Here is a 15,078-nt window from a genome sequence, read left to right as displayed (position 1 = left end):
TCGCTTTTTCCTGCGAGGCAAAGAGCGCCTCGCAGGAAAAAGTTCCATCCCCCTCACATTCTGAGAGAGCTACTTCCGCTTTTAACGATATCCAGCTCCAGCGGCTAGAATCTCCGGTCATTTCGCTCTCTCGCTCGAAGCAAAAAGCGCTTCAAGGTCGAGAGCTCCAATGTCCTGCGATTCTGAGCGAGCCGCTTCTGCTTTTAATGATATCCAGCTCCAGCGGCTAGAACAGTCGGTTGTTTCACTCCTTCATTTGAGGAAAAAAGCGCCTCGTAATCAGGAGTTCCAACACCCTCCTGTTCTGAACGAGCCGCTTCTGCTTTTAATGATATCCAGCTCCGGTGACTAGAACAGTCGGTCATTTCGCGCCTTCCTGTGAGGCAAAAAGCGCCTCTTCGTCAGGAGCTCCAATGCCCTCTTGTTCTGAGCAAGTCACCTCCGCTTTAAAATCTATTATTGATTCAAGAACGCGCGTAGCATCCAAGCGTGTTTTTCTAGTTCTGTGTAGATGCCTAGTAGTAGGTCAGATGTCATTTCGTCGTCAGAATCTTGAGCGATTTCCATGCCTTTTTTCAGTTCGACTAGCATCATTTCGTAGTCTTTCATAATTGCTTCGACCATCCCTTCTGCAGTTTCTCCGTATGCTGCTTCTTGAATAGAAGATAGTTCTAAGTATTCTTTCATTGTTGCTACTGGTTTGCCGCCAATTGCTAAAATGCGTTCTGCAATTTCATCGATGTGAGTAGCTGATTCTGTGTAAAGTTCTTCGAATTTCTCGTGTAATGTGAAGAATTGAGGCCCTTTTACGTACCAATGGAAGTTGTGAAGTTTTGTGAATAAAACGCTCCAGTCTGCTACTTGTTTGTTTAATACCTCGATTACTTGTTTGTTCATTATGATCAATCTCCTTTTGAGTTGTTATGTTATATCAATTACTAATTTATAATTATTATAATCTAGTAATTGATATAAAACAACCCTTTTGCTGAAATTAATTTGAACAAATTATGAACTGTTGTAAATAAAAATCCCTATTACGGTGAGGTAATAGGGATTTTGTTTGATATATAGCTCTTGTTCTAAATGAGCCGCTTCTGCTTTTATATAATATCCAGCTCCGGTGACTAGAACAGTCGGTCATTTCGCGCCTTCCTGTGAGGCAAAAAGCGCCTCTTCGTCAGGAGCTCCAATGCCCTCCTGTTCTGAGCAAGTCACCTCCGCTTTAAGATTTATCCAGCTCCAGCGGCTAGAATCTCCGGTCATTTCGCTCTCTCGCTCGAAGCAAAAAGCGCTTCAAGGTCGAGAGCTTGAAGTGTCCTGCGATTCTGAACGAGCCGAATCCGCTTTTAATCATTACACAGCCTTCTGTTTTTCTTCTACATCCTGTCCATCCCAGCACTCTGTATTCTGTAAACCAGGGATAGAGCTTGCAACGAAAACTGGATCTTTTCCTTGTTTCTTTTGCTTCAAATAGTCTACTAATGCAGCGTAAGCAAATTTGCTAAGGAATGAGATGGCAATTAAGTTTGTGAATACCATTAGTCCCATGAATAAATCAGCTAAACTCCAAACTGTTTTAAGAGCAGCGATTGATCCGAAGAATACCATTCCGACAACTGCAACACGATAAATCATTAACCATGTTTTGCTTTCTTTAATGAATGCAATATTTGTTTCACCATAATAGTAGTTTCCTAGTAGAGAACTGAAAGCGAATAGGAAAATAATAATCGCTAAGAAAGTGCTTGCCCACGGTCCGATTTGTGAACTTAAAGCGTTTTGTGTTAATTCGATACCTTCTAAATTTGATCCTTTGTAAAGTCCAGAACATAATACGATAAATGCTGTTGATGTACATACTAAGAATGTATCTACGAAAACACCTAATGCTTGAACAAGTCCTTGTTTTACAGGGTGAGATACATCTGATGTTGCTGCTGCGTTAGGAGAGCTACCCATACCTGCTTCTGTCGCGAATAAACCGCGCTGAATTCCGAACTTGATTGCTGCTCCAATACCACCAGCGATGGCTTGGTCTAAACCGAATGCACCGTTAAAGATTTCCATGAAAATGCTTGGTAACATATTGAAGTTGTTAATAACGACAAAAATAGCCACGCCGATATAAACGATTGCCATTGGCGGAACAATCATTTCTGTAATACGTGAAATGCTCTTAATACCACCAAAAATAATGACTGCAACTAATAAGGCTAATAGAGCTCCTACGATTGTTCGCTCTAGTCCAAAAGCATTTTCAAACGCTATTGTTACTGTATTCGCTTGTACTGAATTGAAAATTAATCCGTACGCAACTGTAATAAGAAGTGAGAACCAAACACCCATCCAGCGTTTGTTTAATCCTTTTTCCATGTAATATGCCGGCCCACCACGGAACCTGCTACCATCTTTTACTTTATAAATTTGAGCGAGCGTACATTCTACGAAACTAGTAGCTGCTCCGATAATTGCGATAAACCACATCCAAAATATTGCGCCAGGTCCACCCATTGAAATTGCTAGTGCTACACCGGCTAAGTTCCCGATACCGATACGTGCTGCTGCACTTAAGCAAAATGCTTGGAATGGAGAGATGCTATCTTTCTTTTTTTCTTTTCGATTAAACCCTTTACTAATTAAGCTGACCATCTCACTGAAATGAGTAATTTGGACAAATTTTAATTTAAAAGAGAAGTAAAGACCGAAGCCGATTAGCATTGCAATAAGAATATATGACCATAAAATATTATTCGTTACCTCAAGGAATCTGCTAAAGATATCAACCATATAATACACTTCCTTTTTTTCGTAATAAGAAAATTATATGCAAAAAATATACGAGAATCAATTTTTCTAAAAAATTATGTTACTTAAATCAATTTTGTGTTATGATTATGTTACATCGTAATATTTTTAGAATTATTTACATTTTAAAAAACTAAATTTAAAGCGAGAAAGTGGGGATAATTTGAAAGAAGATTCTTTATTGAAAGTAAGCCTTGAGAGTTTGAAAATGAGAAGTAATATGTTTTTTATCATTACATCTTTAAGTATCTTTTTAGGGGCAACTTATTATTACAATAAAAGATTTCCAAATCACAAATATCCTGAGTGGTTAGAATTTCTAAAGTTGATTGGATGAATAAAAGACAGAAAAACAGAAAATTAAAATAAATAAGTTATGGAGGAGCTAAAAATGAATATTAGAGAAAGTGAACTTCCGGGTATTGGTTATAAGTTTCAAATCGTTACGAAAGGTAACGAAAAGATGGTAATTGTCATTCATGATGATGGGCGTAGAGAAATGTATCATTTTGATTCAGACCATGAAGAAAGCATCTCAAGTATTTCACTACGTGACTCAGAGGCAAGGCAAATCGCAGCAATATTAGGTGGAATGGTATATAAGCCTAGGGCGTTAGAAAATGTTGAGATGGTTTTTGAAGGTTTAGCGATTGAGTGGTTCAAAGTGGAGAATACAGCTCCAGCAATCGGAAAAACAATTGGCGATCTTGAAATAAGAAAAACATATAGCGTAACGATAATCGCAGTTATGAAGAAGAACATGAAGAAGCTATTTAATCCAGGGCCAGAAACAGTAATTGAAGAAGGAGATATGCTTGTAGTTTCAGGTGAGAGAGAAGAAATTAAAAAAATCATTAATGAATTACTTTCAAATAGGGGGGACTGACTAGATGGATACGTTAATTTTTGAAGTTGGTACAGCTTTAGTTTTAGTGGCAATTGCAGCGGTAATTGCTGGAAAATTTAAATTCTCAGTAATTCCTTTTCTAATTGTTCTCGGAATGTTAGTAGGACCGCATGCACCGACAATAGGTGTTATCGATCTCAAATTTATTGAAAGTGCAAGTGTAATTTCCTTCCTTGGACGGATTGGGGTTCTATTCCTTCTATTCTATCTAGGATTAGAATTTTCAATGAAAAAACTAATTAAATCTGGACGCTCTATTGCGATTGGCGGAACGATTTATATTTTAATTAACTTTTCACTTGGTTTGTTATACGGATTTATAATGGGATTCCCATTACTAGAAATCTTAATTATTGCGGGTATTATTACGATTTCTTCTAGCGCTATCGTTGCTAAAGTGTTAGTGGACTTAAGAAGAACTGGTAATAATGAAACCGAATTAATTTTAGGAATTATTATGTTTGAAGATATATTCCTTGCTGTATATTTATCAGTTGTTTCTGGTTTAGTACTAGGGGATCACGCTTCCTTCTTAGGCGCCCTTACTTCAATTGGAATTGCTTTAGGATATATGCTTCTATTCTTTATAGTAGCTAGAAAGGCTACGCCGTTATTAAATAAATTGCTCAATATTAGCTCAGATGAAATCTTTATTATTGTAGTATTTGCTTCGTTATTCTTCATTGCTGGTTTTTCAGAAACAATTCACGTTGCAGAAGCGATTGGGGCACTTCTTCTAGGATTAGTTTTCTCTGAGACAGAGCATAGTGATCGAATTGAACATCTTGTTGTTCCATTTAGAGACTTTTTCGGAGCTATTTTCTTCTTCAGCTTCGGGTTAAGTATTGATCCGTTCTCATTAGGAGGAGCGATATGGTTAACGTTAGGTGCTGTCCTTCTTACAATAATCGGCAACTTTGTAGCAGGAATGATTGCAGGAAGACAAGCAGGGTTATCTCATAAAGCATCAACAAATATCGGATTAACAATCGTTTCACGAGGAGAGTTCTCCATCATTATGGCTAATATCGGTATCGCCGGTGGTTTAATGTCAGTACTGAAACCCTTCTCAGCACTATACGTGCTTATACTATCCATTTTAGGCCCACTTCTGACAAAAGAGTCGAAGAATGTATATAAATTCTTAAATAAAATCTTTAAGTGGGATACGAAGACTAACTAAATTTTAAAAAATAAAGTACAAGATATTTCCTGCTTGTACTTTTATTTTTGTAATGAAAACAGTAAAGAGAGGTAAATGATGTTAGGAGAGTTGATTCATTCGGTTTTAGTTTTTTTAGAAGGACTTGGTTATTGGGGAATTATGCTTGGATTAATGCTAGAGGTTATTCCAAGTGAAATCGTATTGTCTTATGCAGGTTATTTAGTATCAACAGGAAGCATTACATTTTGGGGCGCTGTCGCGTTTGGTACAATTGGTGGTGTAATTGCACAACTATTCATTTATTGGATCGGTCGATACGGAGGAAGACCTGTTCTTGAGCGATATGGAAAATATATTTTAATTCAGAAGAAACATATTGATTATGCTGAAGATTGGTTTAATCGTTACGGAACTGGCGTTATCTTTACCGCACGTTTTATTCCGGTTGTGCGTCATGCTATTTCGATACCGGCGGGTATTGCAAAAATGTCACATGCTAAGTTTATTACGCTAACTACATTAGCTGTTATTCCGTGGTCAATTGTGTTTGTATATTTAGGGTTTAAATTAGGAACAGAGTGGGAAAGCATTAATAAAGTTGCGGGGCCATATGTGAAATACTTTGCACTTGCTGCTATTGTTTGTGCAATTGGTTATTTTGTATTAAAAAAAGTGATGAAAAAAAAGTGATTACGGAAAAGGAATCTATGTCGACATAGGTTCTTTTTTTATTGGCATTTTTTCAAGGATGAAAGAATACGTTTAATATTTACCATATTGTGGCATACATATAGAAAAAGGGTGCTTGGAAAGGGGAATAAAGAGAAATGGAACTCCAGTTTCAAAATGTATATCAACAGGTAGAGAATTGGTATGTGTTGGATTCGGAGCTTCATTGGGATGTCAAAAAGCTGAGAGAGGATTTGTTCTCTCTTATTGAAGCATGTAAAACGCCCGTTATTTTTTGTGATACGTGTGATGCAAACGATGTGCTTCTATCATTAGGGGAAGAGGAAGAAGAATTCCTATTCCCAGTAGGTGGTTTTTATCATAAAGAAAGACAATTAATTTTTGTTTGTATGTGGGAAGAGTATGAGCAGGTGCTCAAAACACTACTGCATGAGTTTCGTCATGCGATGCAGCATAAGAGAGAAGTATTGTATGTTGGAAGTGAAGTGTACGAAGATAGATGGATTGAAAAAGATGCGAGGAAGTTCGCGGAGAGGAAATTGGATGAATATAAGAATAGAAAGTTAATGTAAAGCATAGTGGAGAAATAGCGCTGTGCTTTCTTTATACTTATTAAAAATAAGTATTTGACTTTTATAAAGTTTAGTTCTAAACTAATGATATGAAACGAGCGAGGTGATGAAATGAAAACAGAAGATAGACTCGGATTACTATTATGGTTTCGTTTATCACGCTTTTATAATAAGAGTATTCGTGAGACGAATCAGCATTTGAAAGAATGGAATGTATCTGCCGCTCAGTTTGATGTACTAGCTCAAGTTGGAGGGCATAATCGTCTAACGCAGCAAGAGCTTGGAAATAAGCTATTTGTTACGAAGGGAAATATCACGCAGCTTTTAAATAAAATGGAGCAGCTAGAGTGGATTCGTCGTGAACAAGAAGGTACTACAAAATATATTTCGTTAACAGAAAAGGGAAAAGTTTTATATGAAGAAATCGTCCCGCCTCAAGAAACATTCCAAGCGGAGCAGTTTCAAAAATTAAATGTAGAAGAACAACATCAATTATTACAATTACTAAAAAAATTACAGTGAGAAAAAATTTTAAAATAAATCCCGAATTCGATATAGTATGAGGTGAAGGATATGTTTAGAAAAGTTGATCATAAAAATATGGGCAGAGCAAATCATGGTTGGTTAAATACACATTTTCATTTTTCTTTTGCCAATTACTATAATCCAAATAACATGAACCTCGGAGCGTTACGTGTTATTAATGATGATCTAGTAGCGGCACAAACTGGTTTTGATATGCATCCGCATCGTGATATGGAAATCATTTCGTACGTTGTAGATGGTGCTTTAACACATGAGGATAGCATGGGGAACCGCGGAACAATTGAGCGAGGACATGTTCAATATATGAGTGCTGGCACAGGTGTATTTCATAGCGAGCATAATTTAGGAAATGAAACACTACGTTTATTACAAATTTGGATTTTACCAGATCGTGCGGATCATAAACCAAACTATGGTGAGTTTAAATTTGATTGGAGCGAGCGTGAAAACGAATGGTTCCATATGGTATCTCCAGTAGAAGGAGAGGCACCAATTCAAATTCACCAAGATGCAAATTTATATTCTTTATCGTTAGATGCCGGAAAAGAAATTCATTTTCCTGTGCGAGAAGGCCGTCAATTGTATCTTGTTCAAATTGGAGGAAGCAGTGTAATAAATGGTGAAACGTTTGTTATGCGTGATGCAGCAGAATCTGTAGAAGAAGATACTCACATTCAAGCGAAAGAGCAATCACACTATTTAGCAATTGAATTGAAAAAACAATAAAAGGCTTATAGAAAAGAGGACATCTGATAGGATGTCCTCTTTTTTGATTGGAATTATCTGAAAAATGTTTCTCAAATTTTCGGTAGAGGTATCGGCTGTAAAAATCAGAATTTTATAAAAGTGTCAAAAATCTTTATGGGAATGGGGAATGTTATAGTGAAAAAGCAAGTCATTTCATCAGCATTAGCGTTAACTGTTATCGCCGGGGGATTTGGAGCGTTTGGGGCAACGACAACGAAAGCGGAAGAACAAAAAATTCAATATCATCAAGAATTTAAAACACCTGCATACATAGGTGAAGAATGGAAAGCACCGGAAGGACTAGATAAAAAAGAGACGGTCTTTCAATACTTAGAGAGTAAGAAAGATATGTTTAAATTAGCAGGAAATATTGAAAAGCATTTTAATATCGTTGGAGAAGAAAAAGACGCTGAATCTGACACGACACATGTGAAGCTAGTTGAGAAACATAATAACATTCCTGTGTACGGTTCTGATCAAACTGTTACACTTGATAAAGAGAATAATGTAAAAGCATTCTTCGGACAAGTTATTCCGAATTTAGATGATAAAAATATCCCTGCATCTGCAAGCATTAGTGCGGAACAAGCAGAAACAATTGCAAAGGCAGATATTGAGAAAGAAATTGGTAAAGTAAAGAATTATGACGGTGTGAAAAAAGATTTATTTGTATATGAAAAGGACGGTAATTACTACCTTGCATACTTAGTTAAGGCATCGATTTCAAAACCAGCTCCAGGGTATTGGCATTATTTTGTTGATGCAACAAATGGAAATGTTATTGAGAAATATAATGCTGTAGATCACGTTACAGGGTTTGGCTACGGAGTATTAGGTGCTAGACAATCATTTGAAATTGCCCAAGATGAAAAAACGGGAGTATTCAACTTATTTGACGGTAAACGAGGACAAGGTATTCACACATTTGATGCAGAAAATATGGATGAAAACTTGTTTAATTTATTCTCACAATGGCTTGGATATACAGGCGAAGAAGTTGAAAGTAAATCTAAGTTCTTCGAAGATAAAGCTGCAGTTGATGCGCATGTAAATGCAGGAAAAGTATATGATTACTACAAAAAAACATTTAATCGTAACTCTTTCGATGATAAAGGTGCGAAGCTTATTTCAACTGTTCACGTAGGGGAGAGCTGGAATAACGCAGCTTGGAACGGTGTGCAAATGATGTATGGTGATGGCGATGGAAAAACATTCATTCCATTATCTGCTGGACTTGATGTTATCGGTCACGAATTAACGCATGCTGTAACTGAACATACAGCAAACCTTGTTTATAAAAATGAGTCAGGGGCGTTAAATGAATCGTTATCCGATATTATGGGTGTTATGGTTGAGAAGAAGAGCTGGGATTTAGGTGCTGACATTTATACACCTGGTAAACCAGGCGATGCACTTCGTTCACTAAAAGATCCAGCGTCTATTCCAAACCCATTAAAACCAGGTGAAGGTTACCCAGATCACTATAGTAAACGTTATACTGGAACAGCTGATAATGGTGGCGTTCATATTAACAGTAGTATTAATAATAAAGCTGCTTATTTAGTATCTGAAGGCGGAGATCATTACGACGTGAAAGTAGCTGGAGTGGGCCGTGAAGCGACAGAAAAAATTTACTACCGCGCTCTTACGAAATATTTAACTGCAAACTCTGACTTCAAAATGATGCGTCAAGCTGCTCTTCAATCAGCCGAAGATTTATACGGTAAAGATTCTAAAGCTGTACAAGCTGTAACGAAAGCTTATGATGCAGTAGGCGTAAAATAATAGGAAAAAAACCTGACTAGAATGTCAGGTTTTTTTCTTTATCCCGCTATTTGCAGGGCAGTAAGACCCCCACCTCAAAATTCATCGGAAGCAAAGAAGTTAGGTGGGGGCCCTGCTGCCCGTAAAAGCCTGATTGGTGAGGGCTGATAATCAGTGGGGAATGAACAAAACCCCCACGGAATAAAGTTTCACTTTATTCCGCTAGTCGCGAATACCTAATGCGATTTTCGCCATACGTGACATACGTTCTTTCGACCACGGTGGATTCCAAACGACATTTACTTCTATTTCATTAACTTCAGGTACGTTTGTTGATAATACTTTTTTAACGTCTGATACGATTTGCCCAGCCATTGGACAACCGATAGAAGTCATAGTCATCGTAATGACAGCATTATTATTTTCATCTGCTGTAACATCATACACTAATCCAAGATTAACGATATCAACACCTAGTTCAGGGTCAATAACAGCTTCTAAATTATCCAATAATTTATTTTCAAATGCTTCTTGTGACATAAGCAGCCCCTCCTATATTTTAATGATATCGATTCTCATTATAACGGAAATGAGCATAATGTGCAGGAAATGAGCTCAAAAAAAATATCCCTCTTTGAAAGAGGGATATTTTTTGAAAATCTATTCTGTTTTAAAATGAGATACGAGTTGATCTAACTCTTCAACTGTTTGTTTCATTTTTCCAGCAGTTACTGTCATTTCATTCATAACGATAACTTTCTGTTCAGCAGATTGTGCCGTTGCAGCGGTTTCGCTGGATACTTCAGTCGAGATAGAAGCGATGTTATTAAGTGAAGCATTCATTTCTTCAGCACTTGCAGCCATCTCTTCAGCAGTTGCTGATATGTCTTGCATTTGCGTAGATACTTTATTTACTTGTTCTACAATTGTTGTGAAAGAAGTACCAGCTTCACGAATAACATGAATGCCTTCAAATGCTTCAGAACGGCCTTGAGACATCATAGAGCTAGCAGTTTCTGTATCATTTTGAATTTGATGTAGTAATTGATTAATGTCTGTTGCAGCTGTTTTAGATTGTTCAGCAAGCTTTCGAACTTCGTCAGCTACGACAGCAAATCCTTTTCCTTGCTCGCCAGCACGAGCTGCCTCAATAGAAGCATTTAAAGCAAGTAAGTTTGTTTGCTCAGCGATATTAGAAATAGATTGTACAGCGGTATCGATATATTTCGTATGAGTGATTAGACGTTCAACCACTTCTGACGTAGCATTTACAGCTTCGTGTATCGTTGTCATTTGTGAAACGGATTTTTGGATAACGGTACTTCCATCGCTAGCATGTTCAGATGTGGCAACAGCAAGTTCCGCTACAGATGAAGCAGATTCAGCAATACGTTGAACACTTACTGCCATATCGTCCATTGCAGTTGAACTTTCTTCCATACTAGAAGCTTGTGATTGAATACTTGCGTTTAAGTTAGACATTGAGCTTTGGACTCTTACTGTCGCCTCACGTGATGTATTCGTTTTTTCTAGCATGTTTTCAGAAGCGGTTTGTACTTCCACTGATGTTTTTTGAACACGATTAATAATATGTTGTAGGTTTTCTAACATTTTATTAAATGATGCTGCGATAGCACCGATTTCATCGTTGCTATTTACTTGTAGACGTGCCGTTAAGTCACCTTCTTGAGAAGCTAACTCTTTTAGTTTCGTGTCAATTTGTTGAATTGGTTTCACAAGTTTACCAGAGAACCACCATGCAAGAATAATTGCAGCGACAATACAAATAACAAGTGATAAGAAAATAACATATTCGATTAAGAGTGCAGATTGGTCAATTTTTTCAATAGATTGTTCACGTAATGTAGCTTGTTCATTACTATAATTTGTGAAGTCACCAATTACTTTATAGACAGTTCCGTTTTCTGAAGAAGCTACTTGTAAAGCTTCTTCCCATTTTTGTTCTTTTGCAAGAGTGAATACTTTTTCTTCAACGAACTTTCTCCAAGTAGACCCTAATTCCATTGTGCTTTTTACGGACGAAGAAAGATTTGGATTAGAAAGAAGTTTATCTTTTGAATCCTCAAGACGTTTACTCATCTCATTAAACTTGTCTAATTCGACTTGATCATGTTGTAGTAAATAACCTCTTAAAGCAGAGAGCTGTACTTGATAAGCATCTCCACGTTCTTTCAATTCTGTTGCCAGTGGAGAAATTTCTTTTTGTAATGTTTCAGCTTTACGAGATTGGTCAATAGCAAAAAATAAAATAAATGCTAAGGCGATACCAAATAAAGCGCAAATCGTTCCCATCATGAACATAAGTTTTTTTCTGATACTTACAAAATTCATATGATAAAAAGCCTCCTTTGTGAAATCTTAGTATTAGAATTAATTAATGTAAAAAATGAAAGAAAGCTTTACTCCAGTTGGAATAAAGCTTTCTTATTTCCTTTAGGAATTATAGCAGACGGAATGAGAGATAGAAAGATATATTTTAAAGTGAAAAAAGAGAGACTGTAAAACTTTCTTTCCTATACCTTTGAGCTTTTGTCATTTTCACTTTAAGCGTTTGTTTTGAAATGAGAAACGAGAATTTCAAGTTCTTGTACGATTGTTTTCATTTCAGATGATTTGTTAGCCACGATACTCATTTTGTTTACTTGATCACCAGCTGAATGTGCTGTTTGTGATGTTTCTGCAGCAACTTCGTTTGAAATAGAAGCGATATTATTTAAAGCTGCGTTCATTTCTTCAGAGCTTGCAGCCATCTCTTCAGCAGTTGCAGACATTTCTTGCATTTGCGTAGAGACTTTGTTAATGTGGTTAACAATTTCTGAGAATGAAGATCCAGCGGTACGAATAACCGTAATTCCTTCAGAAGCCTCTGCTTGACCTTGTGTCATCATGTCATTTGCTATTTTTGTATCGGCTTGAATTTGATGCAGTAAATGGTTAATGTCAGTTGCGGCTAGTTGAGATTGTTCAGCAAGTTTTCTAACTTCATCAGCAACAACAGCGAATCCTTTGCCGTGTTCACCAGCACGAGCTGCTTCAATAGAAGCATTTAAAGCGAGTAAATTTGTTTGCTCGGCGATATTAGAAATAGATTGAAGTGCAGTATCGATATGATTTGTATGTGTAATGAGTCGCTCAACTACTTGTGATGTAGCGTTAACAGCTTCGTTAATTGTATGCATTTGTGTAATAGATTTCTCAATGACTTTATTCCCATCATCTGCTTTTTCTGAGGTTGTGACAGCTAAACTAGTAACAGAAGAGGCGGCCTCAGCAATACGCTGAACACTCGTTGCCATGTCATCCATTGAGGTTGAACTTTCTTCAATGCTAGAAACTTGTGAACGAATATTGTGTTCAAGAGCATTCATAGTTTCTTGTGTCCTTGCGGTATTTTCCATAGAAGCGGTTGTTTCGATAAATACATTTTCGGAAGCTTCTTTTACACTTGTTGATGTTTGTTGAACTTGTTTTATTATATGCTGTAAGTTAGTGAGCATTTGATTAAAGGAATTTGCAATGTCACCAATTTCATCTTTACTCGTTACGTGTAATCTAGCCGTTAAATCTCCATCTTGAGAAGCTAATTCTTTCAACTTCTCATCAATTTGTCGAATTGGTTTAACGAGTTTACCAGAGAACCACCATGCTAATAAAATAGACGTTAATGTACATGTAATGAGTGAGAAGAAAATAATATATTGAATAAGTGATGAAGAAGACTCGACGTCAGCAATTAATGCGTCACGTTTCTCATTCTCTTCATTTGTATATTTATTAAAACGACCTAACAGATCATTTACATAATCTGTTTGTGCTAAAGCAATTTTAGATGCTTCGTCCCATTTTCCTTCATGCGCAAGAGGTAGTACCTCATTATCTATGACGCTACGCCATTTTCCTCCCATTAAAATGGCTTCTTTCATTCCTTCTGGGAGCTTCTTGTCACTTGTTACTTTCTCTCTAGTATCAGCTAATTTTTTCCCTTCTCGGTTGAACTTATCTAATCCTTTTTGATCATGTGATAGCAAATATTCTTGTAAACCAGCAACTTGTGCCTGGAACCAATCGCCACGTTCTTTTAAAATCGTCGCTCTTTTCGATACATCATTTTTTAACGTTTCGATTTCACTTGCTTGATTCATGGCGAATGAAAGAATAACAATAAGAGCAATGTTAAATAAAGAAGAAATGCTTAAGAGTGTGAACAGTAGTTTTTTTCGAATACTAACATATTTCATCGTTACCCCTACCCTCATTTAAACTGTTTATTATGATTTATAGATATTTGAAGCGGAATTAATAAAAACATTATTATGAAGTTATTAATCTGTTCAATGAAAATTATAGCAGATAATGGAAGGAGTCAGATTGGTATTAGAAAAAGTTCTTAAAATGTATACATTTGTATATCATAAAATCCATAAATAAATATTAGAAATGCTATTGAAATTTGAAATAACATCATGTATACTTCTAATTAGTTGATAACGATTATCAGTATCAACTAAAACATTACTCTTCGTTATGTTGGTCATACCCCTTTTTGACGACGTAAGTCAGAGACGAAATGTTGAAATATCTTGTGTCCTATTCTACAGAATTATGGTAATCTCCAACCTCAACTTATATGCGCGAGCATGCAAAAAGGATCCTATCCGTGAAGGGATCCTTTTTTGCATGCTCGCGCAATTATTGTATATAGACCGGGTATTTGTTCTTCAATTCCTTCTGGGGCAGTAGAAGGGAAGACCCACTTTTGATGAGGTCCCTGTTCTTCAATTAGTTTTTCAATCTTAAAATGTTCTTCGGCGAGTGTTGTAATAATTTCTCCTAATGTCCAGCGACGGATGGTTGTTTTCGGTAACGATTCTTTCTGCGCTTCTGTAAGAAGAATGCTATAAGCAACATCATCTTCAATCAATTCTTCATCGAAATAATTTCCATTGGCCCGAAACGATGGGTGGTCTACTCCTAATAGCTTTGTGTATATTGGATGGTAATCGCGGAGGATAAGTATTCCATCTGGCTTTAGTAGTTGAGAGATTTTGGTGAAAAGTGGTTTTAAATCTAGAAAGTAATGAAGTACACCAAGCTCCAGTAATACGATATCAAATGATTTGGAGAGATTTACATCTAGTACATCAGAAACGATGTAATGAATAGAAACGCCTGCGGCATCAGCAAGTTCATTTGCATATTTTGCATTACTTGCTGAAATATCAACAACTGTTACGTCAGAGCCTAAAAGGGCGAGAGCAACGGCCTTATTCCCTTTTGATCCTAGTAAATTAATAATATGTTTTCCTTTCGGAGATTGTATGTAAGGTAAATAGTGATCTACCTCGCGCATAGGGTCTTCCATGATTTTTTTCGCATAATCCTCCGGTGCCCCATGGCGATTCGTCCAAGCTTCATAAGCAGCTGTATTCCAGCTTTTTTCATTAATAGTGCTTAGTTGTTTTTGGTTCAATGTTATCACTCCTTTTGTGAACGTATAGTTATTCGGCAGGGGGATGGGATTTCCTTTTCTTTCTGAATAAAAGTTTGATTTTTCTGTGATTAAGTCGTACAATACTTTTTATACGTAAAAGCGTTGAAAAGGAAAAGTAGGATGAACACATTCTTTCCAGAGAGCTTCGGTAGCTGAGAAGAAGCAAGAATATTCATTTGAACAATGGCCTTTGAGCTTCGTCCTGAACTTATCAAATGATAATAGTAGGCGGCGACGAGAGTTGGTACTCGTTATCAAAACCACAGTATAAGAGCATATAGCTCCGTACTTGTTAAGGCTAATTATGTGAGTAATTGGCGAAATAAGGTGGTACCGCGACTGTTTATACAGCCCTGCCCTTATCTTT

General features: G+C 36.7%; 14 protein-coding genes and 1 other annotated feature. Of the genes, 7 read left to right on the top strand and 7 right to left on the bottom strand.

The window, feature by feature from the left end:
- Positions 1-203: 203 nt before the first annotated feature.
- The 3 genes from MR167_RS20055 to MR167_RS20045 all read right to left on the bottom strand — a co-directional run bounded on the left by MR167_RS20055 (position 204) and on the right by MR167_RS20045 (position 2,790).
- A complete protein-coding gene (locus MR167_RS20055) occupies positions 204-365 on the bottom strand; it encodes a hypothetical protein (protein WP_016078146.1) in 162 nt (53 codons plus the stop codon).
- A 91-nt stretch (positions 366-456) separates the two neighbouring features.
- Complete coding sequence (locus MR167_RS20050) at positions 457-897, bottom strand: Dps family protein (protein ID WP_001041895.1); 441 nt, start codon at positions 895-897, stop codon at positions 457-459.
- Between the two features lie 459 nt (positions 898-1,356).
- Positions 1,357-2,790, bottom strand: coding sequence for an alanine/glycine:cation symporter family protein (locus tag MR167_RS20045; RefSeq protein WP_000227587.1), 1,434 nt, complete (start codon positions 2,788-2,790; stop codon positions 1,357-1,359).
- A 409-nt stretch (positions 2,791-3,199) separates the two neighbouring features.
- On the opposite strand from MR167_RS20045, the gene MR167_RS20040 reads away from it, so the two are divergent.
- From MR167_RS20040 to nprB, 7 genes are all read left to right on the top strand, one after another.
- Positions 3,200-3,694 (top strand): cation:proton antiporter regulatory subunit, encoded by a 495-nt coding sequence (locus MR167_RS20040; protein WP_001026075.1) that lies wholly within the window; start codon positions 3,200-3,202, stop codon positions 3,692-3,694.
- Positions 3,695-3,698: 4 nt separating this feature from the next.
- Positions 3,699-4,898, top strand: a complete 1,200-nt coding sequence (locus tag MR167_RS20035; RefSeq protein WP_000380223.1) for a cation:proton antiporter — start codon at positions 3,699-3,701, stop codon at positions 4,896-4,898.
- Between the two features lie 78 nt (positions 4,899-4,976).
- Positions 4,977-5,570 carry an undecaprenyl phosphate transporter UptA gene (gene uptA / locus MR167_RS20030; protein WP_000900216.1) on the top strand — a complete coding sequence of 198 codons (594 nt, stop codon included), beginning with the start codon at positions 4,977-4,979 and terminating at the stop codon, positions 5,568-5,570.
- A 137-nt stretch (positions 5,571-5,707) separates the two neighbouring features.
- Entirely contained in the window at positions 5,708-6,142 is a 435-nt protein-coding gene (locus tag MR167_RS20025) for a DUF3920 family protein (RefSeq protein ID WP_000422792.1), read from the top strand.
- Between the two features lie 111 nt (positions 6,143-6,253).
- Complete coding sequence (locus MR167_RS20020) at positions 6,254-6,664, top strand: MarR family winged helix-turn-helix transcriptional regulator (RefSeq protein ID WP_000845462.1); 411 nt, start codon at positions 6,254-6,256, stop codon at positions 6,662-6,664.
- 51 nt (positions 6,665-6,715) lie between these two features.
- Complete coding sequence (locus tag MR167_RS20015; RefSeq protein WP_242315306.1) at positions 6,716-7,414, top strand: pirin family protein; 699 nt, start codon at positions 6,716-6,718, stop codon at positions 7,412-7,414.
- 156 nt (positions 7,415-7,570) lie between these two features.
- On the top strand, positions 7,571-9,220 hold the full coding sequence (gene nprB / locus MR167_RS20010; RefSeq protein ID WP_000745125.1) for a neutral protease NprB: 1,650 nt from the start codon (positions 7,571-7,573) through the stop codon (positions 9,218-9,220).
- Between the two features lie 201 nt (positions 9,221-9,421).
- On the opposite strand, the gene MR167_RS20005 is transcribed toward nprB, so the two are convergent.
- The 4 genes from MR167_RS20005 to MR167_RS19990 all read right to left on the bottom strand — a co-directional run bounded on the left by MR167_RS20005 (position 9,422) and on the right by MR167_RS19990 (position 14,690).
- Positions 9,422-9,739, bottom strand: a complete 318-nt coding sequence (locus MR167_RS20005; RefSeq protein ID WP_000076424.1) for a metal-sulfur cluster assembly factor — start codon at positions 9,737-9,739, stop codon at positions 9,422-9,424.
- A gap of 120 nt (positions 9,740-9,859) precedes the next feature.
- Entirely contained in the window at positions 9,860-11,551 is a 1,692-nt protein-coding gene (locus MR167_RS20000; protein ID WP_001012200.1) for a methyl-accepting chemotaxis protein, read from the bottom strand.
- Positions 11,552-11,763: 212 nt separating this feature from the next.
- Positions 11,764-13,458: a methyl-accepting chemotaxis protein gene (locus MR167_RS19995; protein ID WP_242315304.1), complete on the bottom strand. Its 1,695-nt coding sequence runs from the start codon at positions 13,456-13,458 to the stop codon at positions 11,764-11,766.
- Positions 13,459-13,871: 413 nt separating this feature from the next.
- Entirely contained in the window at positions 13,872-14,690 is an 819-nt protein-coding gene (locus MR167_RS19990) for a class I SAM-dependent methyltransferase (RefSeq protein ID WP_086391172.1), read from the bottom strand.
- 114 nt (positions 14,691-14,804) lie between these two features.
- Positions 14,805-15,075 (top strand) — a binding site (T-box leader).
- The last annotated feature ends 3 nt before the right edge of the window (positions 15,076-15,078 follow it).

The organism is Bacillus cereus group sp. BfR-BA-01355, from assembly GCF_022663675.1.
Lineage (GTDB): Bacteria > Bacillota > Bacilli > Bacillales > Bacillaceae_G > Bacillus_A > Bacillus_A thuringiensis_S.
This window is presented reverse-complemented; position numbering and strand designations above follow the sequence as displayed.